Annotated in this window: 20 protein-coding genes; 9 read left to right on the top strand and 11 right to left on the bottom strand. The window is 71.6% G+C overall.

What is annotated here, in order from left to right; all coding sequences use genetic code 11:
- Together EDM22_RS17450 and EDM22_RS17445 are read left to right on the top strand one after the other, a co-directional pair.
- Positions 1-905 (top strand): DNA-3-methyladenine glycosylase family protein (locus EDM22_RS17450; RefSeq protein WP_138708127.1); only part of this gene is annotated, 905 nt, incomplete at its 5' end.
- A gap of 111 nt (positions 906-1,016) precedes the next feature.
- Entirely contained in the window at positions 1,017-1,892 is an 876-nt protein-coding gene (locus EDM22_RS17445) for a fumarylacetoacetate hydrolase family protein (RefSeq protein WP_122938360.1), read from the top strand.
- A gap of 45 nt (positions 1,893-1,937) precedes the next feature.
- On the opposite strand, the gene EDM22_RS17440 is transcribed toward EDM22_RS17445, so the two are convergent.
- The gene (locus EDM22_RS17440) at positions 1,938-3,446 is read right to left on the bottom strand and encodes an aspartate ammonia-lyase (protein ID WP_122938359.1); all 1,509 of its coding nucleotides are present in this window, start codon (positions 3,444-3,446) and stop codon (positions 1,938-1,940) included.
- Between the two features lie 246 nt (positions 3,447-3,692).
- Positions 3,693-5,270, bottom strand: coding sequence for an amino acid permease (locus EDM22_RS17435; protein ID WP_122938358.1), 1,578 nt, complete (start codon positions 5,268-5,270; stop codon positions 3,693-3,695).
- Positions 5,271-5,492: 222 nt separating this feature from the next.
- Here EDM22_RS17435 and EDM22_RS17430 point away from each other — a divergent pair, with 222 nt between their 5' ends.
- The 5 genes from EDM22_RS17430 to EDM22_RS17410 are packed head-to-tail and all read left to right on the top strand — an operon-like array spanning position 5,493 to position 10,709.
- On the top strand, positions 5,493-6,860 hold the full coding sequence (locus EDM22_RS17430) for a glutamine synthetase family protein (protein WP_122938363.1): 1,368 nt from the start codon (positions 5,493-5,495) through the stop codon (positions 6,858-6,860).
- A complete protein-coding gene (locus EDM22_RS17425) occupies positions 6,841-7,653 on the top strand; it encodes a gamma-glutamyl-gamma-aminobutyrate hydrolase family protein (RefSeq protein ID WP_342768534.1) in 813 nt (270 codons plus the stop codon). Before EDM22_RS17430 ends, EDM22_RS17425 begins: the two co-directional genes overlap by 20 nt.
- Positions 7,650-9,023, top strand: coding sequence for an aldehyde dehydrogenase family protein (locus EDM22_RS17420; protein WP_122938356.1), 1,374 nt, complete (start codon positions 7,650-7,652; stop codon positions 9,021-9,023). Before EDM22_RS17425 ends, EDM22_RS17420 begins: the two co-directional genes overlap by 4 nt.
- A 51-nt stretch (positions 9,024-9,074) precedes the next feature.
- Positions 9,075-9,866 carry a 3-oxoacyl-ACP reductase gene (locus tag EDM22_RS17415; RefSeq protein WP_170964193.1) on the top strand — a complete coding sequence of 264 codons (792 nt, stop codon included), beginning with the start codon at positions 9,075-9,077 and terminating at the stop codon, positions 9,864-9,866.
- 9 nt (positions 9,867-9,875) lie between these two features.
- Positions 9,876-10,709 carry a FadR/GntR family transcriptional regulator gene (locus EDM22_RS17410; RefSeq protein WP_122938355.1) on the top strand — a complete coding sequence of 278 codons (834 nt, stop codon included), beginning with the start codon at positions 9,876-9,878 and terminating at the stop codon, positions 10,707-10,709.
- Between the two features lie 47 nt (positions 10,710-10,756).
- On the opposite strand, the gene EDM22_RS17405 is transcribed toward EDM22_RS17410, so the two are convergent.
- Both EDM22_RS17405 and EDM22_RS20120 read right to left on the bottom strand, forming a co-directional pair.
- Entirely contained in the window at positions 10,757-12,139 is a 1,383-nt protein-coding gene (locus EDM22_RS17405; RefSeq protein WP_122938354.1) for an adenylate/guanylate cyclase domain-containing protein, read from the bottom strand.
- 123 nt (positions 12,140-12,262) lie between these two features.
- Positions 12,263-12,646, bottom strand: a complete 384-nt coding sequence (locus tag EDM22_RS20120; RefSeq protein WP_245989520.1) for a DUF4190 domain-containing protein — start codon at positions 12,644-12,646, stop codon at positions 12,263-12,265.
- 206 nt (positions 12,647-12,852) lie between these two features.
- On the opposite strand from EDM22_RS20120, the gene EDM22_RS17395 reads away from it, so the two are divergent.
- Positions 12,853-14,139: a uracil-xanthine permease family protein gene (locus tag EDM22_RS17395; protein WP_122938353.1), complete on the top strand. Its 1,287-nt coding sequence runs from the start codon at positions 12,853-12,855 to the stop codon at positions 14,137-14,139.
- Positions 14,140-14,152: 13 nt separating this feature from the next.
- Here EDM22_RS17395 and EDM22_RS17390 read toward each other — a convergent pair whose 3' ends face one another.
- From EDM22_RS17390 to EDM22_RS17360, 7 genes are all read right to left on the bottom strand, one after another.
- A complete protein-coding gene (locus tag EDM22_RS17390; RefSeq protein WP_122938352.1) occupies positions 14,153-15,622 on the bottom strand; it encodes an NCS2 family permease in 1,470 nt (489 codons plus the stop codon).
- A 6-nt stretch (positions 15,623-15,628) separates the two neighbouring features.
- A complete protein-coding gene (locus tag EDM22_RS17385) occupies positions 15,629-15,967 on the bottom strand; it encodes a peptidase (RefSeq protein ID WP_122938351.1) in 339 nt (112 codons plus the stop codon).
- The gene (locus tag EDM22_RS17380; RefSeq protein WP_122938350.1) at positions 15,964-17,142 is read right to left on the bottom strand and encodes an inorganic phosphate transporter; all 1,179 of its coding nucleotides are present in this window, start codon (positions 17,140-17,142) and stop codon (positions 15,964-15,966) included. Before EDM22_RS17380 ends, EDM22_RS17385 begins: the two co-directional genes overlap by 4 nt.
- An 89-nt stretch (positions 17,143-17,231) precedes the next feature.
- On the bottom strand, positions 17,232-17,714 hold the full coding sequence (locus tag EDM22_RS17375) for an 8-oxo-dGTP diphosphatase (RefSeq protein WP_122938349.1): 483 nt from the start codon (positions 17,712-17,714) through the stop codon (positions 17,232-17,234).
- Between the two features lie 25 nt (positions 17,715-17,739).
- Complete coding sequence (locus EDM22_RS17370; RefSeq protein WP_122938348.1) at positions 17,740-18,768, bottom strand: 6-phosphofructokinase; 1,029 nt, start codon at positions 18,766-18,768, stop codon at positions 17,740-17,742.
- Positions 18,769-18,917: 149 nt separating this feature from the next.
- A complete protein-coding gene (locus EDM22_RS17365) occupies positions 18,918-21,041 on the bottom strand; it encodes a DEAD/DEAH box helicase (RefSeq protein ID WP_122938347.1) in 2,124 nt (707 codons plus the stop codon).
- Positions 21,042-21,255: 214 nt separating this feature from the next.
- A complete protein-coding gene (locus EDM22_RS17360; RefSeq protein ID WP_122938346.1) occupies positions 21,256-21,987 on the bottom strand; it encodes a ZIP family metal transporter in 732 nt (243 codons plus the stop codon).
- 86 nt (positions 21,988-22,073) lie between these two features.
- Here EDM22_RS17360 and EDM22_RS17355 point away from each other — a divergent pair, with 86 nt between their 5' ends.
- Positions 22,074-22,277 (top strand): hypothetical protein, encoded by a 204-nt coding sequence (locus EDM22_RS17355; protein WP_122938345.1) that lies wholly within the window; start codon positions 22,074-22,076, stop codon positions 22,275-22,277.
- The last annotated feature ends 99 nt before the right edge of the window (positions 22,278-22,376 follow it).

The raw sequence follows: 22,376 nt of genomic DNA, 5'->3' as shown, positions 1-22,376 counted from the left end.
CGGCCGCGGCGACGGCCGACGCCGGGGCCGTGCGCCTGCGACTGCCTGCGCGCGCGCCGTTCGACGCCGCCGGGGTGTTCGCGTGGCTCGCGGCGCGCGCGCTCGACGGTGTGGAGGTCGCAGCAGACGACGCGTACGAGCGCACCCTCGCCCTGCCCGGCGGGCCGGCGCTCGTGCGCCTCGCCACGAGCACCGACGCGCCGGGCATCGAGGTCGACGCCAGGCTCGCGACCCTCGCCGACCTGCCGCCGCTCGTGGCGCGCGTGCGACGGCTCTTCGACCTCGACGCCGACGCGGTCGCGATCGACGAGGCGTTGTCGGCCGACCCGTCGCTCGCCGCCTCCGTCGCCGCCGCGCCGGGCATGCGGCTGCCCGGATGCCTCGACCCCCACGAGCTCGTCTTCCGTGCCCTGATCGGTCAGCAGGTCTCGGTCGCCGCCGCGCGCACCGCCCTCCGCCGCCTCGCCGCCGACCTCGGCGAACGCGTCGAGCTCGTGCCGGTCGAGGGATCCGGGCCGCGGGTGCTGTTCCCGTCGGCCGCTGCGATCGCCGAGCACGGCGCAGAGGTCCTGCGCGGCCCTGCGGCGCGCATCCGCACGATCGTCGACGTGGCGGCGCGGCTCGCCTCGGGCGAGCTCGTGGTCGCCCCCGAGCGCGGACGCCACGAGCTCCAGGCCGAACTGCTCGCCGTGCCGGGCATCGGCCCGTGGACGGCCGGGTACCTCGCCATGCGCGTCACGCGGGCGCCCGACGTGCTGCTCGTGAGCGACCTGGCGCTGCGCAACGGGGCCGCTCGGCTCGGCCTGCCCCACGACGCGCGCGAGCTCGAGCGGCACGGCGCGCGCTGGGCGCCGTGGCGCAGCTACGCGTCGATGCACCTCTGGCGAGCCGCGGCATCCGCCTGAGCCGCGCCGACGGCGCACGCACGCCCATGTGTGCGGAAGGCGCACGATTCCGTCGCCGCTCTTGTGCGACATCTCACATTGGCGCCGTTGCGGGCCCGATAGCCTAGAGGGGTGAAGTTCGCACACCTCAGAGTCGAAGGCCAGCCGACCCCCCGACTCGCAGTGGTGATCGCCGAACACGCGCTCTTCCTCGACGAGGCCATGGCCGACGCGCCGCGCGACCTGCAGGACCTCATCGAGCGCGGCCCCGATGCCCTGGCAGCGGTGCGCGCCGTCGTGGAGCAGGCGGTCGCCGCGGGTCGCGAGCTTCCGCCCGTGTCCGAGCTGCGTCACTCCTCGGCCGTGCTGCGGCCGCCGCAGGTGCTCGCGATCGGCGCGAACTACGCGGCGCACGCGTCCGAGCTGAAGCTGCGCTCGGAGACGGCGATGACGATCTTCTCGCTGTGGCCGAACTCCCTGACCGGCCACGGCGCCACGACCACATGGGTGGGCGACATCGCGACGCAGGTCGACTACGAGGCCGAGCTCGGCGTCATCATCGGCCGCCCGGCGCACAACGTGCACGTGCAGGACGCCCTCGACCACGTCTGGGGCTACACGGTCGTCAACGACATCACGGCCCGCGACATCCAGTTCAGCGAAGCGCAGTGGTCGCGGTGCAAGTCGTTCGACGGCTTCACGCCGACCGGCCCCGTCGTGGTCACCGCCGACGAGATCGCCGACCCGCAGGACCTGTGGCTCACGACCAACCTCGACGGCCGCATCCTGCAGGACGCCTCGACGAACGAGATGGTGCGCGGGGTCGCCGAGATCATCTCCTACCTCTCGCGCATGGCGACGATCCCGGCGGGCACGCTCATCTCGACGGGGAGCCCCGGCGGCGCCGGCTACTCCCGCAACCCGCAGGTCTTCCTGCGCGACGGCGCCACCGTGACGGTGTCGATCGGCGGCATCGGCTCGCTCACGACGCACTGCCGCGTCATCTGACGCTGCGGGAAGACCCCGTGATCGAGGTCTCCCGCGGCGCGCGGCCTACTCGGAGGGCTCGCCCTTGGAGTCGATGATGGGGATGGCCTGCGTCACGGGCTGCACGCCCGAGAGCCGCCCCGGCTGCAGCTGCTTCATCACGTCCTCGCGGGTCATGAGCCCCGCCTCGACGACGAGGTCGGCGACCGGACGCCCGGTGGCGAGCGCCTGCTTGGCGAGGGTCGACGCCTCCGTGTAGCCGATGAAGGGGATGAGCGCGGTGATGACACCGACGCTCGACGCGACCTGCGCCGCCAGGAACTCCCGGTTCGCCGTGATGCCGTCGACGCAGTTGACCCGGAGGGTCCAGCAGGCCTGCCGCATCCACGTGATCGACTGGAGCAGCGCGTGCGCGATCACGGGCTCGAACGCGTTGAGCTGCAGCTGACCGCTCTCGGCCGCCATCATCACGGTCACGTCGGCGCCGGCGACGGCGTAGGCGACCTGGCTCACGGCCTCGGGGATGACGGGGTTGACCTTGCCCGGCATGATCGACGAGCCGGCCTGACGCGGCGGGAGGTTGATCTCGCCGAAGCCCGCCTGCGGGCCGGAGGAGATCAGGCGGAGGTCGTTGCAGATCTTCGAGAGCTTGATGGCGCTGCGCTTGAGGGCGCTCGAGAACGTCATGAAGACGCCCGTGTCGCTCGTGGCCTCGATGAGGTCGGGCGCCGTCTCGAGGTGCAGGCCCGTGATCTCGCTGAGGTGACGCACGACGGCGGCCGCGTAACCCGGATCGGCGGTGATGCCCGTGCCGATCGCGGTGGCGCCGAGGTTGACCTCGGAGAGCAGCTTGATGGTCTCGCGCAGTCGCGCGATGTCCTCGCCGAGCGTGGTCGCGTAGCCGTGGAACTCCTGGCCGAGCGTCATGGGCACGGCGTCCTGCAGCTGCGTGCGGCCGACCTTGAGGACATCCTTGAACTCGCGGCCCTTGCGGCCGAACGAGATGCGCAGCAGGTCGAGCTCGGCGAGCATCGTCGTGAGCGACGAGGTCATCGCGAGCTTGACCGCCGTGGGGTACGTGTCGTTGGTCGACTGGCTGCGGTTGACGTCGTCGATGGGGTGCAGGATGTCGTACCGCCCCTTGGCGTAGCCGGCGATCTCGAGCGCGAGGTTGGTGATGACCTCGTTCGCGTTCATGTTCGTCGAGGTGCCCGCGCCGCCCTGGATGACGCCGACGACGAACTGGTCGTTGAGCTCGCCGTCGATGATGCGCTGGCACGCCTCGTCGATCCAGACCTGCTTCTGCGCGTCGAGCACGCCGACCTCGCGATTGGCGCGGGACGCGGCCTGCTTCACCTGTGCGAGCGCGACGACGAGTTCCGGGTAGACCGAGATCGGCCGCTTCGAGATCGGGAAGTTGTCGAGCGCGCGCTTCGTGTGCACGCCCCAGTACGCGTCGGCCGGCACCTCGACGCTGCCGAGCGAGTCGGTCTCGGTACGAGTCGCCGTCGGGGTCGGAACGGTCACCTGGTCCTCCGCTCGCTGGGATTCGACGATGTGGTCGGGTCGGGTCATCGACACTGTGGCTCCATTGCCTCGGGGGGTGCGCGGGGTCGCCGCGCCGTACCCTTCGAGCCTACTCTCGGGGCCTCGGCGGAGTCCGCAGCCCGGCGGTGGATCCATGCAGAGCGTCCGGCGATCGCGCGGTTTTCGCGCGTGCCGACCGGGAGCCACGCGCGATCGCGCACGGACGACGGCGGCGGAACGCCCCCACGTTCCGCCGCCGTTCGGCGCAGTCGCGCCGCGATCCCCCCGCCCTCGTCAGTTGATGGGTTCTCCAGCCCCCGTCGACTCGTCGACGCCGTCGGTCGCGAGGATCTCCTCCTCGACCTTGCCGCCGTAGCCCTCCTCCTGCGGGTTGCCGTGCAGGCCGCCCGAGACGGCGTACTCCTCCTCGGGCGAGAGCACGAGGTGGCTGCGTCCGTAGACGGCGAACCCGATGAGCATGACGGCGTACACGACCGCGATCGCGATGATCGCCGGCACGAAGGTGGGATTGAGCAGGAATCCGAGGAAGATGAGCGCCGCGATGACCGCCGCGGTCACCGCGCCCCCGACGCCCCACGGGCTGCGGTATGGGCGCTTGGCGTTCGGGTACTTGCGGCGGAGGATCACGAAGGCGACCATCTGCAGCAGGTAGGCGAGCACGGCGCCCCAGACGGCGATGTTCAGCACGATCGCGCCGGCCACGGCGCCCGCGCCCTCGGCGTCGACCTGGGCGAGCAGGTCGAGCACCACGAGGGCGATGAAGCCGATCACGGCGCCCGCGACGAGTGCGACCCACGGGGTCTGGCGCTTGCCGGTGAGCGAGAGGAACTTCGGGTAGTAGCCGGCACGCGAGAGCGAGTACATGTTGCGTCCGTAGGCGAACATGATGCCCTGCAGCGAGGCGAGCAGGCCGATGAGGGCGAAGAGCGCGAGCACCGCCGCGAGCCCGTCGCCGACGATCGCGCGGAACCCGTCGAGCAGCGGCTCCCCCGCGGTGGCCGCGGCCTCGGCGCCGATGACGCCCGTGTTGAGGAACAGCACGAGCAGGCCTGTGATGATGAGCGTGCCGCGTGCGATGAGACCGGCGCGCGGGATGTCGCGGACGGGGTTGTGCGACTCCTCCGCCGCGAGGGGGAGCTCCTCGATGCCGAGGAAGAACCACATCGCGAACGGCAGCGCGAACAGGATCGGCAGCACCCCGTGCGGCAGGAACTCGGTCTGGCCCGCGTCGGGCGCGATGTTGAAGAGGCTGTCCCACGAGAACTGGCCGGAGAAGATCGCCATCACGCTGAAGACGAGCAGGATCGCGATCGAGATGATCGACACGACGATCGCGAACTTGAAGGAGATGTTGGCCCCGGCCGCGTTGATGCCGATGAACACGGCGTAGAGGACGATCCACCACACCCAGCCGGGCATCGAGAACCCGAGCAGCTCGCTCGTGATCGCGTCGGCGTACGACGCGGAGAAGAACACGATGACCGCCGTGGTCGCGACGTACTCGATCGTCTCCGCGAGGCCCGTGACGAATCCGCCCCAGGGGCCCATCGCGGCGCGAGCGAACGAGTACGCGCCACCCGTGTGCGGCATGGCCGACGCCATCTCGCCGATCGAGAAGATGAGGCCGTAGTACATGACGACGAGGATCGCGAAGGCGATGAGCATGCCGCCGAAGCCGGCGAAGTCGATGCCGAAGTTCCAGCCCGAGAAGTCACCCGAGATGACGGCGGCGACGGCCAGGCCCCAGAGGCCCCAGACGCCCGCGGCCCTCGTGAGCTTCCGTTTCTCGAAGTATCCGTCTTCGGCCGTCGTGTACTTCACGCCGTCGACGTGCAGGGTGTCTTTCGTCATTGCGGCTCCCTCGAGCTCATCGCGCTGCCCGTGGGGGGCGGGCGCGGGGTGCGATGCGTTGGCCACATGGTATGGGCCCAATGGTCGCTCGTCCAGACCATTTTTCGGGGGGTGGATGCCGCGGCCCGCGGGATCATCGCAGAACACGACTGCGCCGTGGCATCCGCCTGTGATGTAATGGTCGCCACGACCGACCATTCCGAACTCGAGGAGGCGCTCAGGATGACGGCACCGACCGGATTTCTCTCGCTCGACGAACTGCGCGCGGCCGTCGCCGCCGGCCACGTCGACACCGTGATCGTGGCGTTCACCGACATGCAGGGCCGACTCGTCGGCAAGCGCGTGTCGGCGCGGCTCTTCCTCGAGGACGTCGCCGGCCACGGCGCCGAGGCGTGCAACTACCTGCTCGCGGTCGACGTCGAGATGAACACCGTCGACGGCTACGAGATGTCGAGCTGGAAGCGCGGCTACGGCGACATGGCCCTCATCCCCGACCTCTCCACGCTGCGCATGGCGCCCTGGCTCGAGGCCACCGCGCTCGTGACCGCCGACCTGCAGTGGCTCGACGGCGCGCCCGTCGAGGCGTCGCCCCGTCGCATCCTGCAGCGACAGCTCGCCCGGCTCGCCGACCGCGGGCTCACCGCGTTCGTCGGCACCGAGCTCGAGTTCATCGTCTTCGACGACTCCTACCGGTCGGCCTGGCAGAAGGGCTACCGCGACCTCACCCCGGCCAGCGACTACAACATCGACTACGCCCTCCTCGCCTCCACCCGCATGGAGCCGCTGCTGCGCGACATCCGCAACGCCATGGACGGCGCCGGCATGTACTGCGAGGGCGTGAAGGGCGAGTGCAACTTCGGCCAGCAGGAGATCGCGTTCCGCTACACCGACGCGCTCGGCACGTGCGACAACCACTCGATCTACAAGAACGGCGCGAAGGAGATCGCCGACCGCCACGGCAAGGCGCTCACCTTCATGGCGAAGTTCAACGAGCGCGAGGGCAACAGCTGCCACATCCACATCTCGCTGCGCGGCGAGGACGGCAGCGCAGTGTTCGCCGACGAGTCGGCGCCGTACGGCATGTCGACGCTCTTCCGCCACTTCCTCGGCGGCCAGCTCGCCGCCATGCGCGAGCTCACGCTCTTCTCCGCACCGAACATCAACTCCTACAAGCGCTACGCGGCGGGCAGCTTCGCGCCGACCGCGATCGCCTGGGGCCTCGACAACCGCACGTGCGCACTGCGCGTCGTGGGCCGCGGCCACGGCATGCGCGTCGAGAACCGCGTGCCCGGCGGCGACGTGAACCAGTACCTCGCGGTCGCGGCGCTCATCGCGGCCGGGCTGCACGGCATCGAGCAGCAGATCGAGCCCGGCGACGTGTTCGAGGGCAACGCCTACGAGAGCGACGTCGACCGCGTGCCCGCGACGCTCCGCGAGTCCGCCGAGCTGTTCGCCGCCTCGACCGTCGCCCTCGAGGCGTTCGGCGAGGAGGTCGTCGCCCACTACCTGAACAACGCCAGGGTGGAGCTCGCCGCCTACGACGCGGCCGTCACGGACTGGGAGCGGGTGCGTGGCTTCGAACGTCTCTGATCCGGTGGCGGCCCCGCAGGGCGGTGCGGATGCCGCGGGGGCTGTGCCCGCGGCATCCGCGCCCCTGATCGGGGTGACCACCTACCTCGAGCAGGCGCAGACCGGCGTGTGGGACGTGCGTGCCGCGTTCCTGCCGAAGGTCTACCTCGACGCGGTGACGGATGCCGGCGGCATCGCCGTGCTGCTGCCGCCGCAGCCCGCCTCCCCCGAGGTCGCGCGTCGCGTGCTCGGCGCCCTCGACGGCCTCGTCGTCTCGGGCGGCGCCGACGTGGACCCGGCGCGCTACGGGCAGGAGCCGCACGAGCGCACGGGCGCCCCGCGCACCGACCGCGACGAGTGGGAGGACGCCCTGTTCGCCGCGGCCATCGAGCTCGAGCTGCCGTTCCTCGGCATCTGCCGGGGCGCGCAGCTGCTCAACGTCGCCCTCGGCGGCACCCTCGTGCAGCACCTGCCCGACGTCGTGGGCACCGAGGCCTACCAGCCGGCGCCCGCCGTGTTCGGCCAGACGCGGGTCGCGGTCGACGCCGGCTCGCGGCTCGCCGACGTGCTCGGCCCCGAGGCGACGCCGCACGCCGTGCACGTCTACCACCACCAGGCGATCGACGAGGTCGCCCCCGGCCTCACCGTGACCGCCCGCACCGACGACGGCGTCATCGAGGCCGTGGAGCTCGACTCGGTGCCGTTCGGCATCGGGGTGCAGTGGCACCCCGAGCAGAACGACGCCGACCGCCGCCTGTTCGCCGGCCTGGTCGAGGCCGCCCGCACGCATCGCACCAGGAGGACGCCCGCGTGACCCACACCATCGTGAACCCCGCCGACGAGACCGTCGTGACGACCGTCGCCGCCGCGTCGATCGAGGACGCGGATGCCGCGATCGCCCGCGCCGCCCGCGCCCAGCGCGAGTGGGCGGCCGTCGCGCCCGCCGACCGTGCCCGGGTGCTGCGCCGGTTCGCCGACGCCGTCGACGGCGCGGTCGAGGAGCTCGCCCGCATCGAGGTGCGCAACTCCGGCCACCCGATCGGGCAGGCACGTTGGGAGGCCGGCCACGTGCGCGACGTGCTCGAGTACTACTCGGCCGCGCCCGAGCGCCTCTTCGGCCGCCAGATCCCGGTCGCGGGCGGGCTCGACGTCACGTTCCAGGAGCCGCTCGGCGTCGTGGGCGTCATCACGCCGTGGAACTTCCCCATGACGATCGCGTCGTGGGGCTTCGCGCCGGCGCTCGCGGCGGGCAACGCCGTCGTGCTGAAGCCCGCCGAGTGGACGCCGCTCACGAGCCTGCGCCTCGCCGAGCTGGGCCTCGAGGCGGGCGTGCCCGAGGGGCTCTTCCAGGTGATCCCGGGCAGGGGCTCGGTCGTCGGCGAGCGGTTCATCACGAACGAGACCGTGCGCAAGATCGTCTTCACCGGCTCGACCGAGGTGGGCAAGCACATCATGGCCGGCTGCGCCGACCAGGTGAAGCGGGTCACCCTCGAGCTCGGCGGCAAGAGCGCCAACATCGTGTTCGCCGACGCCGACCTCGAGAAGGCGGCGGCGACCGCGCCGTACGGCGTGTTCGAGAACGCCGGGCAGGACTGCTGCGCCCGCAGCCGCATCCTCGTCGAGCGCAGCGTCTACGAGCGCTTCATGGAGCTGCTCGAGCCCGCGGTGCAGGGCGTGCGCGTGGGCGACCCCATGGACGAGGCGACCGAGATGGGCCCGCTCGTCTCGGCGCCGCACCTCGACCGGGTGCGCTCGTTCGTGCCCGACGATGCCGACGTCGCGTTCCGCGGCGCCGCGCCCGCCGGACCGGGGTACTGGTTCGCGCCCACCGTGCTCACGCCGGCGCGCGATGCCCGCACGGCGCGCGAGGAGATCTTCGGACCGGTGGTCTCGGTGTTCCCGTTCGACGACGAGGCCGACGCGGTGCGCTTCGCGAACGCGAGCGAGTACGGCCTCTCGGGGTCCATCTTCACGCGCGACCTGAGCCGCGGCATCCGCGTCGCCCGTGCCGTCGAATCGGGCAACCTCAGCGTCAACTCGCACTCGTCGGTGCGGTACGCGACGCCGTTCGGCGGGTTCAAGCAGTCGGGCCTCGGGCGCGAGCTCGGCCCCGACGCCCCGCTCGCCTTCACCGAGACGAAGAACGTCTTCCTCGCCGTCGATCCCGCCACGCCGGTCGAGTAGCGCGCAGCGCGGATCGAGACCCCGAACCACGAACCACGAACAGGAGCACCAATGGCCGACCTCCCTCGCATCGACCTCACCCAGCGGCTCGCAGGCCGCGTCGCCGTCATCACGGGCGGCGCGTCGGGCATCGGGCTCGCGACCGCGAAGCGGCTCGCCGCCGAGGGGGCGAAGGTCGTCATCGGCGACATGGATGCCACGGCGGGGCCCGCCGCGGCCGAGCTCGTCGACGGGCTCTTCGTGCAGGTGAACGTGACCGACGAGCAACAGGTCGACCACCTCTTCGACGAGGCCGCCCGCGTGTACGGCTCGGTCGACATCGCGTTCAACAACGCCGGCATCTCGCCGCCCGACGACGACTCGATCGAGACCACCGAGCTGCCCGCGTGGCAGAAGGTGCAGGACGTCAACCTCAAGTCGGTCTACCTGTGCTCGCGCGCGGCGCTGCGCCACATGGTCGCGCAGGGTCGCGGGTCGATCATCAACACGGCGTCGTTCGTCGCGGTGCTCGGATCGGCGACCTCGCAGATCTCGTACACGGCATCGAAGGGCGGCGTGCTCGCGATGAGCCGCGAGCTCGGCGTGCAGTTCGCGCGCCAGGGCATCCGCGTGAACGCGCTCTGTCCCGGTCCGGTGAACACGCCCCTGCTGCAGGAGCTCTTCGCCAAGGATCCGGAACGCGCCCAGCGCCGGCTCGTGCACATCCCGGTGGGTCGCTTCGCGGAGCCCGACGAACTCGCCGCGGCCGTCGCCTTCCTCGCGAGCGACGACTCGTCGTTCATCACCGGCTCGACGTTCCTCGTCGACGGCGGCATCAGCTCCGCCTACGTGACTCCGCTCTAGGCTCGGACCATGCTGAACCCGGGCGACGAGACGGCGAAGGGCGCGGATGCCGCTGCGCCCGCGCCGACGCCGGGCGACGCGTCCCCAGCGCCGCCCGCGCTCGGGCCCCCCGAGCCGGCGGAGGTGCTGAGCGCCGGGCTCCTGCTCACGCCGGCACGCCCCGCCAACGCGTTCGAGGAGACGGTGCAGCGCCTGCTGCAGTCGATCCGCCTGGGGCTCATCGCGCCCGGCGAGCGCCTGCCCGCCGAGCGCGAGCTCGCGAGCATGCTCGAGGTGAGCCGCGACACGCTGCGCGACGCGATCGGGTCGCTCGCCGACGCCGGCTGGGTCGTGTCGCGGCGCGGACGCTACGGCGGCACGTTCGTCGCCGAACGGCTGCCCGACGCGACGGCGGTGCTTCCGGCGGCGCACGGCGGGGCCGCCGCGCTCACTGCGGAGCTCGAGGACACGCTCACCCTGCGCGCCGTCATCGAGGTCGGTGCGGCGCGGCGCGCGGCGGAGCGCCCGCTCGCGGCATCCGACCGGGAGCGCCTGTGGCTGGCGTACCAGGACTGCCACGACGCCGCACCCGGCCAGTACCGGGTCGCCGACTCGCGGTTCCACCTGCTCATCGCCGAGCTGCTGGGGACGCCGGGCGTGATCCCGCTCATGGCCGACGTGCGCATGCGCGTGAACGGGTTCCTCGACGGGATCCCGCTGCTCACGCCGAACATCGCGCACTCCGACGACCAGCACCGGGCGATCGTGAGCGCGATCCTGCGCGGCGCACCCGACGACGCGGCCCGGGCGATGGCGGAGCACCTCGAGGGCACCGAGGCGCTGCTGCGCGGCTTCTACGGCTGAGGCCCGCGCCGGCGCCGCGGCATCCGCTGCACGCCGCGACGCGGCAGTCAGGCGGAACCGGCGACCGCGAACAGGTGCCACCTGCCCGGCACGCCACGCAGCGCATGCGACCCCCGGTCGGCGAATCGGATGGGCGAGCCGACGACCAGGTCCTTCACGGTGCCCGACACCAGCACGCCGCCCGCCTCGGCGAGCGCCATGACGCGCGCGGCGATGTGCACCGCGATCCCCGCGATCCCGTCGTCGTGGAGTTCGACCTCGCCGCAGTGGAGCCCGGCCCGGATCTCGATCCCCAGGGGGCGGACCGCGGCCGAGATCTCCGAGGCGCACCGAACCGCGCGGGCGGGGCCGTCGAAGATCGCGAGGAACCCGTCTCCCGTCGTGGCGATCTCCCGGCCGCGATACCGTTCGAGTTGCGCCCGCACGAGCGCGTCGTGGGCGTCCTTCAGGTCGAGCCAGCGGCGATCGCCGAGCCGCGCGGCCGAGTCCGTCGAGCCGACGATGTCGGTGAACAGCACCGTCGCGAGGACCCGGTCGTCGGCCGGCTCGGGACGGTCGCCGGTGAGGAACTCCTCGATCGCGTCGAGAACGGGCTCGGCGTCGACGAAGGGCGGGTACCAGTCGCCCCCGGCGAGCTCCAGGTAGGCGGCGCCGGGGATGTGCTCGGCGAGATAGCGGCCCATCGGCGGCCGGTAGTGGCGGTTGGCGGCCCGGTGCAGGATCAGCGTGGGTGCCTGGATGCTCGGCAGCACCGAGCGCACGTCGAGGTGGAGCACCCAGCGGTAGATCCGCATGGCGGTCGCGGGCGACGCCGAGAGGCGCATGTACCGGCCGGCCCAGCGCTGCAACTGCGGGTCGTCGGCCATGCTGGACGCGGACATCGGCAGCACGACGGCGCCCCTGCCCCATCCGTGCTCCCACTCGGCCAGGAGCCGTTCCGCGGACTGCTCGGGCATCCCGATGGGGTAGTCGTCGGCCCGCAGCATCCTCGCGAACGTGTTCACGAGCACGAGTTCGCGGGTGCGCTGAGGGTAGGTGGCGGCGAACATCATCGCCATGGGACCGCCCTCCGCATCGCCGAGGAGCGCCGCGCTCGCGGAGCCGACGGCGTCGAGGACGGCGCGCGCGTCGTCCATCCAGTGCTCCAGCGTCGGCAGCGCATTCATCGGCACGGGATCCGAGAGGCCGGAGCCGCGCTTGTCGAAGCAGATGACGCGCGCGAACCGCCCGAGGCGGTCGAGGTAGCGAGCCATCGCGGGATGCTCGGTCATCACCTCGATGTTGCTCGCCCAGTTGCCGATGACCAGCAGGTCGCGCGGGCCGCCGCCGAACACCCGGTAGGCGACGTACCCGTCCTCGGTCGCGGCATACCCGGGTTCGTCGAACCCCGCCGCCGGCACCGACGCGGGGCGCCCCCGCTCCCCCACCATCGCAGTCCTCCCGGCGCCAGAGTACGCCACGTCCCGGTTCGCGCACCCGGGCGCACGACGAGATGCCCCGACCGCGGACGGTCGGGGCATCTCACCAGGCGGGCCGTGGGCCGCCGGCGCCGCTCAGGCGAACGCGAACGGCAGGAACGGCAGCACGGCGAGGCCGAACGCGACGGCCACGAGCGTGGCCAGCACCGCGCCGGCGAGCATCACGCCGTTGAGCACGATGCCCCAGATCGCCATCGTGCGCGACGCGGGCTCGCGCTTGAGCGCGAGGATGCCGAGCACGAGGCCGCCGGCGGGCACGACGAGTGTGAAGCCGGCGAGGATCGAGACGAGGCCGAGCACGAGGCTCGAGATGCCGAAGCCGCGGCTGTCCTCGGCGAAGGGTGCGCCGGCGGGAGCGCCGACGGGGGCGACCGGCGCGACGGGCACGGGCGCGACCGGTGCGGATGCGACGGGGTCGCCGGTGGTGACGGCGGCGGGCTGGTCGGTGACGGTGGTCATGGGGTTCTGCTTCCTCCTCGGTGGACGTCCTCCACGCTACGAACCGGGACGGGACGTCGGTATGGGGCTATCCCCCGGATCGACACGGTGGCCGGCGCTCGACACGGTGGCACGCGCTCGCCCTGCGCGGAGCCGCCCCGCCGCGCCGATAGCATCGCAGCGATCCTCGCTCCCGACGGATCACGCACGAGCGGATCGGAGCCCCCATGCCCCTGCCCTGGACCCTGCACGGCGACGGCACGACCGTCGCGACGGGCGAGGTCGTCGCGCCCGGCGAGCGCCTCTCGTGGCCGCGCACGATCGGGCTCGGCGCACAGCACGTGGTGGCGATGTTCGGCGCCACCTTCCTGGTGCCGATCATCACAGGATTCCCGCCCGCGACGACGCTGTTCTTCTCGGGGCTCGGCACGATCCTCTTCCTGCTCATCACGGCCAACCGCGTACCGAGCTACCTCGGCTCGTCCTTCGCGTTCATCGCGCCGATCACGGCCGCGAAGGCGGGCGAGGGCATCGCCGATCCGATGGGCGCCGCCCTGTTCGGCATCCTCGTGGTCGGCGTGCTGCTCGCCCTCGTCGGGCTCGTCGTGCAGTTCGCGGGCTCGCGCTGGATCGACGTGCTCATGCCACCGGTCGTGTCGGGCGCCATCGTGGCCCTCATCGGCTTCAACCTCGCCCCCGTCGCGAAGGCGAACTTCACCGAGGCGCCGCTCACCGCGCTCATCACGCTCGCGTCGGTCATCGTCGCGAGCGTCGGCTTCCGGGGCCTGCTCGGACGCATGTCGATCCTCCTGGGGGTGGCGATCGGGTACGTGGCCGCAGTGATCCAGGGCCAGGTCGACTTCACCTCGGTCGGCGAGGCCGCGTGGGTCGGACTTCCGTCGTTCCACCTGCCCGCGAACCCGTTCGCCGAACCCGCGGTGTGGGGCATCCTGCCGGCCTTCCTCCCCGTGGTGCTCGTGCTCGTGGCCGAGAACGTCGGGCACATCCGGGGCGTGGCGCAGATGACGGATGCCTCGGTCAACCGCTTCACCGGCCGGGCCCTGCTCGCCGACGGCCTGGCCACGACCGTCGCGGGGCTCTTCGGCGGGTCGGGCACCACGACGTACGGCGAGAACATCGGCGTGATGGCCGCGACGCGCATCTACTCGACCGCGGCGTACTGGGTCGCCGGATCGTTCGCGGTGCTGCTCGGCCTCTCCCCCAAGGTCGGCGCCGTCATCAACACGATCCCGCCGGGAGTGCTCGGCGGCATCACGACGGCCCTGTACGGGCTCATCGGCGTCATCGGCGTGAAGATCTGGGTCGACAACCGGGTGGACTTCTCGAAGCCCGTGAACCAGTTCACGGCGGCGACGGCGCTCATCATCGGCATCGCCGACTTCACGTTCAGTGCCGGACAGGTCACATTCAACGGCATCGCGATCGGCACGATTGCGGCGATCGTGATCTACCACCTCATGAACGGCATCGCGCGGGCGCGCGGCACCGCCTGACCGCGGCTCGCGGTCAGCCGCCCGCGAGCGCCTCGACGGGCCCCCGGGCGAAGTACACGACGAAGCCCACCGCGACGACCCACAGCAGCGGGCTGATCTCGCGCGCCCGGCCCGACAGCGACCGCAGGACCACCCAGCTGATGAAGCCGGCGCCGATGCCGTTCGCGATCGAGTACGTGAGCGGCATCACGGTGACCGTGAGGAACACCGGCAGCAGCACCGCGAAGTCGGAGAAGTCGATCGAGGTGATCTGGGCCATCATGAGCGCACCGACGATCACCAGTGCGGCCGCGGCGACCTCCGACGGCACGATCGACGTGAGCGGGGTGAGGAACATCGCGGCGAGGAACAGGAGCCCCGTCACCACGTTGGCGAGCCCCGTGCGCGCGCCCTCGCCGATGCCCGCGCCCGACTCGATGAAGACGGTGTTCGACGAGCTCGAGGTGAAGCCGCCGGCCACCGCGCCCACGCCCTCGACGATGAGCGCCGAGCGCAGCCGCGGGAAGTCGCCCTTCGCGTCGGCGAGCCCGGCCTCCTTCGAGAGGCCCGTCATCGTGCCCATCGCATCGAAGAAGTTCGTGAACACGAGCGTGAAGACGAGCATGAGGGCGGCGAGCACGCCGATGCGCTCGAAGCTGCCGAGGCTCACCTGCCCGACGAGCGAGAGATCGGGAACGCTGACCCACTGGCCGGGCAGCTCGGGTACGGAGAGCCCCCAGCCGGCGGGGTTCGGGTCGCCGTCGGCGGGGAACTTCGGGCCCAGGTCGAGGATCGCCTCGAGCGTCACCGCGAGCACGGTGCCGGTCAGGAGCCCGATCAGGATGCCGCCGCGCACCTTGCGGGCGACGAGCACGCCCGTGATGAGCAGCGTGACCACGAACACGAGCGCAGGGATCGTGGCGACCGAGCCCCCGATGCCGAGGCCGACGGGAGGCGAGGACGTACCCGTCGCCGTGACGAAGCCGGCGTCGACGAAGCCGATGAACGCGATGAAGAAGCCGATGCCCACGGTGATCGCGAGCTTGAGCTGCAGTGGCACCGCGTCGAAGATCATGCGACGCAGGCCCGTGGCCGCGAGCAGCACGATGATGAGGCCGTTGACGACCACGAGGCCCATCGCCTCGGGCCACGTGACCTGGCCCACCACCGAGACGGCGAGGAACGAGTTGATGCCGAGACCCGCCGCGAACGCGAACGGCAGGCGGGCGACGATGCCGAAGAGGATCGTCATGACGCCGGCGGTCAGTGCGGTGACCGCCGCGACCTGCGGGAAGCCGAGCGTGTCGCCCACGACGTCGGGCGCACCCGACAGGATGATCGGGTTGAGGATGACGATGTAGGCCATCGTCACGAACGTGACGAGTCCGCCGCGCACCTCGGTCGAGACCGTCGAGCCGCGTTCGGTGATCTGGAACCAGCGGTCGAGGAAGCCGGTGCGCGCTTCGGGGGCGCGAGGCGTTTCGCGAGTCGTCGAGGTCGTCATCGGCGGTCAGGCGCCTCCGTGCAGGGCGGGCACGATGAGGTAGATGCCGTAGAGCACGGCGCCGGCGCTGATCGCGAAGCACACCCACGCGCCGACGAGCGCGAGGCGCTTCTGGCCGTCGGTCAGCGGGCTCTTCTTGGCCGCCTTCGCCGCGCGCTTCGCGGCGGCCGCCGCCTCGGCGGGCGTGATGACGGCGATCGCGTCGGTGAACTCGGCGGGGGTCACGATGGGCGTGCGCCCGGAGAGCGTGAGCAGGCGGATGCCGAGCGCATAGGCGCTCACGACGACCGCCGAGGCGAACAGCGTCACGACGAGCACCACCAGGAACGCGTACCAGTCGATCACGAGGCCACCTTCCGCTTCGGCTTGGGGTTGCGCTTGATCTTCACCGCGCGGCCGGAGTCGGCGACCTCGCTGAGCACGTTGCGGTGCGAGATCTCGTTGCGCCGCGACCACATGAAGATGATGCCGATGATGGCGGCGCCCGCGATCGTGTCGATGAGCACGCCGAGCGGCCCCATGAGGGCGACGAACGCGGCGAGGGCGCCCACGCCGCCGGCGCACGGCAGCGTCATGAGCCAGCCCACGCCGATGCGGCCGGCGGTGCGCCATCGCACCTTGGAGCCGCGCCGCCCGAGGCCGGAGCCGATGACGGACCCCGATGCGACCTGCGTGGTCGAGAGCGCGAAGCCGAGGTGGCTCGACGCGAGGATCGTGACGGCCGTGGAGGTCTCCGAGGCGAAGCCCTGGGCGGGCTTGACGTCGGTGAGGCCGGTGCCGAGGGTCTTGATGATGCGCCATCCGCCCATGTACGTGCCGAGGGCGATCGCGATGGCGCACGTGACGATGACCCAGGTCTCGGGGCCCGACCCGACGGGCTGCATGCCCACCGAGATGAGCGTGAGCGTGATGACGCCCATCGTCTTCTGCGCATCGTTCGTGCCGTGGGCGAGTGCCACGAGCGAACTGGAGAAGATCTGCGCGAATCGGAAGCCGTCGCGGCCGTCGGGCTTGCCGTCGTAGCGCCGGGTGATCGCGTAGGCGAGCTTGGTGGCCGCGTACGCGGCGAGCCCGGCGGTGAGGGGCGCGAGCAGCGCGGGGAGGACGATCTTCGAGAGCACGACGCTGAAGTCGATCGCCTGCACGCCGAAGCCCACGAGCGCCGCGCCGATCAGGCCGCCGAAGAGCGCGTGGCTCGACGACGAGGGCAGGCCGAGCAGCCACGTGACCATGTTCCACACGATCGCGCCGATGAGGCCGGCGAAGATGAGCTCGGGCGTGATGAACACCCCGTTCTCGCCCTCGCGGATGATGCCGCCCGAGATGGTCTTCGCGACCTCCGTCGAGAGGAACGCGCCGATGAGGTTGAGGATCGCGGCGATCGCCACGGCGACCTTCGGGCGCAGCGCGCCCGTCGCGATCGGCGTCGCCATCGCGTTCGCGGTGTCGTGGAAGCCGTTCGTGAAGTCGAAGAAGAGCGCCAGCGCGATGACCAGCACGACGATGAGGGTGAGATCCACCGGCGTCTTTCTCTGTGATCGGTGACGAGTTCACCGGGTGTTCACGGGAAGAGGTTGCAGAAGTCGGCGATCGCCGAGCCCCGTCGATCCTACGCGACCGGCCTGCGCTCCTCCACCACGGTGGCGAGGTCGGCCCCGAACACGAACGTGCGCCGCACGCTCCCGCCCGCGAGCACGTCGGGCAGCCAGCGGCTGGCGTCGTCCCACATCTCGTCGAGCGGCACCGCGGCGAGGTCGAACCACTCGGGGTCGAGCTCGTCGGATGCCGCGGGCTCCCCGATCCACGTGCGGCAGACGAACACGCTCGACTCCTGGCTCCACGCCTCGCGGTGCGGGAAGTGGTAGGTCAGGAGGCCCCGCGGCTCGAGGTCGGCTGCGACGACCCGCACGCCCGACTCTTCGAACACCTCGCGCACCGCGGCGTCGACGGCGGACTCCCCCGGCTCGAGCTTGCCGCCGAGGCCGACGAAGTACCCCTCGCCGAGTCCGTGCTTCTTGCGTCCGAGCAGCACTTCGGTGCGGCCGCCCCGCTCGCGCAGGAGGTAGCAGACGCAGACCTGCGGCAGCGGCATCCGAACCCCCTGAAGCGCGCGACGGTCAGCCGAAGAGGATCCTGGCCTCGTCGTAGCGGGCGTCGGGCACGACGTTGAGCGTGCCGACGGCCTCGGCGATCGAGACCGTCTTGATGTCGGTGCCGCGGAGGGTGACCATCGAGCCCCACGCCCGGGCGTAGACCGCGTCGATCGCCGCCATGCCGAGGCGCGTGGCGAGGACGCGGTCGTAGGCCGACGGGGCGCCGCCGCGCTGGATGTGCCCGAGCACGGTGTCGCGCGACTCGATGCCGGTGCGCTCCTCGATCATGGGCGCGAGGCGCTCGGCGATGCCGCCGAGGCGGGGGCGGTTGAAGGCGTCGAGGCCCTTGTGGGAGTGGGCCTCCTCCATGTCGGTGAGGTGGAAGCCCTCGGCGACGACCACGAGCGGCGCGCGTCCGCGATCGCGCACCGACTCGACCCACTCGCAGATCTGGTCGATCGACTGCGGCTGCTCGGGGATGAGGATGGCGTGCGCGCCGCCCGCCATGCCCGAGTGCAGGGCGATCCAGCCGACGTGGCGGCCCATGACCTCGACGACGATGCAGCGCCCGTGCGACTCGGCCGTGGTGCGCAGGCGGTCGATCGCCTCGGTGGCGATCTCCACGGCCGTGTCGAAGCCGAACGAGTAGTCGGTGGCGGCCAGGTCGTTGTCGATCGTCTTCGGCACGCCGACGATGTTGAGGCCCGCGTCGGTGAGGCGGCGGGCCGCGGTGAGCGTGCCCTCGCCGCCGATGGCGATGATCGCGTCGATGCCGTTCTCGTCGAGCATGCGCTGGATGTTCTCGGGGCCGCCGCCCTCGCCCTCGAAGGGGTTGGTGCGGCTCGAGCCGAGGATGGTGCCGCCCTGCTTCGAGAGGCCGCGCACGTCGTGGCGCTCGATGGGCATGAAGTCGCCCTCGACGACGCCCTTCCAGCCCTTGCGGAAGCCGACGAACTCGGCATCATGCGAGATGACGCCCTTGAGCACCGCCCCGCGGATGACCGCGTTCAGTCCGGGGCAGTCCCCGCCGCTGGTGAGAAGGCCGATCTTCATGGGTGGACGACTCCAGGTTGCTCGTTGCGGACATGCAGTTGCCGGTGGCCACAACGACGGGGCGATTCGACTGCCGCAGTCTATAGGGTTCCCACCGGCGAGCCGCGTCCGGTGACGTGCGCGGCCCGCCGACGGTGCGGAGGCGGGGCCTACAGGGTGCCGTCGAGCGCGCTCCGCAGCAGGTGCTGCAGCGCGTCGAGCTGCACCGAGTCGGCCGAGCCCGGCTCCACGTCGGTGCCGTCGAGCGCGCGTGCCGCGAGACCCTGCTTCGAATCGATGAGCTCGGCGATGCGGGCGTCGATCGTGTGCGCGGCGATGATGCGCCACGCGGTCACGGGCTCGTCCTGGCCGATGCGGTGCACGCGGTCGATCGCCTGCGTCTGCTCGGCGGCGGTCCAGCTGAGCTCCGCGAGCACGACGTTCGACGCGGCCTGCAGGTTCACGCCGACGCCCGCCGCGGTGAGCGAGCACACCGCCACGGCGACCTCGGGGTCCTTGTTGAACGCGTCGATCGCGGCCTGGCGCTGCAGGGCCGTCTGGTCGCCGCGCAGCGAGACCGTGCGCAGGTCGCGGGCCGCGAAGGCGGCCTCGGCCTGGTCCATGACGTCGATGTGCTTCGCGAAGAACACGACCTTGCCGACGGAGCGCGCGAGCTGCGCGGCGTAGTCGGAGGCGAGCCCCGCCTTCGCCTGGCCGATGCGGCGCACCATCGTGAAGACGTTCTCGCCCGACTTCGCGCCCTTCGACTCCTCGAGCTCCGAGAGCGCGACTGCGCGGACGAACTGCGCGCGCTGGTCGTCGTCGAGGTCGCCGATGCGGAGGTTCCGCGCCTCGACGAGCGCGCGGAAGCGGCCGGCGAGGCGGTTGCCCAGCTCGCGCTCGGCGGCGCGGATGGAGCGGCCCAGCTCGTCGTCGAGTTCGACGGGCAGGTCGGCGATGCGCTTCTCGGGCAGGTCGGCGGCGACGTCGACCTTGCGGCGGCGCACGATGCCGAGGTCGATCACGGTGCGTCGCGCCTCGGCGTAGAAGCCGTGGTCGGCGGGCGTGAGCCCGGTCTCCTCGAGCTTGCCGAGCAGTTGCGGCGAGGGCCGGTCGCCGGCGATCCAGCCGAGGAACTGCCAGATCGCCCGGAAGTCGTCGACGTCGTTGATGAGCGGCGTGCCCGTGAGCGCGAGGAGCAGGGGGTTGCCGCCGGGCGTCGTCTTGCGGATGCGCTCGGCGAGCGCGAGCACGTTGCGCGAGCGCTGCGACGAGAGGTTCTTGATGAAGTGCGCCTCGTCGACGACCATGCCGCGGAATCCGAGGGTGGAGAGCCACGCCATGTGGCGGTCGAGCACGTCGTAGTTCACGATCACCACGTCGGCGAACGCGTCGAGGGTGTCGCCGTCGCCGTGGATCACGGTCGGGCGACGGTGCGGCGTCCAGCGCTCCACCTCGCGGGCCCAGTTCATCTTCACGACGTTCGGCACGACCGCGAGCAGCGGGTAGGCGTCGGCGACGGATGCCGCGAGCACCGACTGCGCCGTCTTGCCGAGTCCCGGCTCGTCGGCCAGGAGGAAGGTGCGGTGTCCCTCGCGGGCGGACTCGATGAAGCGCGCCTGGTGCTTCATGAGCTCGAGCCCGCGCGGGGCGAGCCGGTCGACGACGGGCGCCTCGGGCAGCTCCATCGTCGCGGCTCCGCCGCCGGAGCCCATCTCGAACGACTTGAACAGCGGGCCGAGCAGCTCCCAGTTCGCGAGTCGCCGCACGGGCACGGGGGGCGCGGTCGGCATCGAGAAGTCGGGGGCGAGGAACGGGTTGGCGAGCTGACGAGCGCGCACGGATGCCGGGATCACCTGGTTCTCGGCGAGCTCGGGCTTCACCTCCGGCTCGCGCGTGATGATGAGCTCGTCTTCCGAGAGCTCGGCGCCGGACTCGAGGAGCCAGTCACGGCGGAACCGCTGCGCGACCGTGGAGATCGAGGCATCCGGCTCGAGGAGCGTGATGAGGCTGGTGTCGCGGGCTGCCGTCTTCGCGAGGATCTGCGCGATGCCGTCGAGGCGCTTGAGCAGCTCGGCGCGTTCCGCGGGCCCCAGCTCGGGGTCGCCCTTGACCCGCGCGCGCTCCTCGCGCATGAGCAGCGCGATGACCTGGAACTTCGTGCGGTTGGTGGGACCCAGCTTGTTCTTCTGGGCCTTCTGCTCGACCTCGCGCACCTTGCGCGCGAGGATCGGGATGATGGGCGCGTCGTCGTCGCGCGAACGCGTGCGTTGCCGCTGCCTCGTCTGGGCCAATGGTCCTCCCGTTTCTGGGCCGCATCCGAATCGCGCCCGCACCGCCTGCACGGCGGTCGGCACCGGGCGAACGGATCGAGTCGGATGCCGTCGGTCGCGGTGCGCCGAATCCGGGCTGCGGGGATATCTGCAAGGGCCGAGCAGGGCGCGGGAACGATCCCCCGCCGTCGGCCCGGAGAACGGATTCGTCGGGCGCGCAGCAATTCTAGCCGGTTCAGGCGAGCTGGTGCACCGCGAAGCTGAGCAGGAAGCCGAATGTGGCGAGGAGCCCGGTGACCCGGCCCTCGGTGCGGAAGGCCTCGGGGATCATCGTGTCGCAGATCATGGCGAGGATCGCGCCCGCCGCGAGGGCGGTGATGAATGCCGTGAGCGTCGCGGGCGCGCCGTCGAGGAGCACGTAGCCGGCGATGGCGGAGACGGCGCTCACGAGCGCGATGCCGGTCCAGAGCACGAAGACGTAGCGAGCGGATCGGCCGGCCTGCTTCAGCTCGGCCGTCGAGGAGAGCCCCTCGGGGACGTTGGAGATGACGATCGCGACGAGCACCGGCACGCTCACGCCGCTGCCGCCGATCATGCTGAGGCCCAGGACCGCCGACTCGGGGATGCCGTCGAGCAGTGCGCCCACGGCGATGCCCGTGCCGGTGCCGGGGTCCTCGCCCTTGCCGCGCGGGTTGCGCTTGTCGTAGCGGTCGAGCAGCTGGTTCGCGATGACGTACGCGACGGCGCCGACGACGAACCCCAGCACGGTCGGCATCAGGCCGCCCTCGTCGTTCGCCTCGAGTACGAGGTCGAAGGCGAGCGCCGAGATGAGCACGCCCGCGCCGAACGCCATGATGCCCGCGACGACGGGAACGGGGACCCGCGCGAACCACCCCACGACGGCGCCCACGAGCAGCGCGCTGCCGGCGATGAGTCCGGCGAGTCCGGCAGCGATCCACTCGGGCATGGATGGAGCCTACGGCGGGCACTCGACCCGAGACGGATGCCGCACCGGGGCTGTCGGCTGCGGGCAGGCGGGTCTAGGCTCGCGGCATGGACGAGGTCTCGGGCGAAGGCGACGAACTCGTGGGCGACGACCACGAGTTCCAGGTCGCACAGGACGGGGAGTTCGTGGAGAGCGACCTTCCCGAGGACGACGACGAGCGCGTCGACGACGACGAGGTCGACGACGTGACCGGCATCGACGAGGAGCGGCGCGTGCCGGGCCTCGACGATCCGCTCGGCGACGTCGACTGACCCGGCCGGCGACCCACCCGGTCGCGGCGGCCCGCGTCAGCGCGCCTCGGCGGGCGCCCGGGCAGCCCGACGCCGCCGCGGGCGGTCAGACGCCGCCCC

This window comes from Agromyces tardus (genome assembly GCF_003710805.1).
Lineage (GTDB): Bacteria > Actinomycetota > Actinomycetes > Actinomycetales > Microbacteriaceae > Agromyces > Agromyces tardus.
Note: the sequence above shows the minus strand (reverse complement) of the source record. Positions and strands in the feature narration are given on the sequence as shown.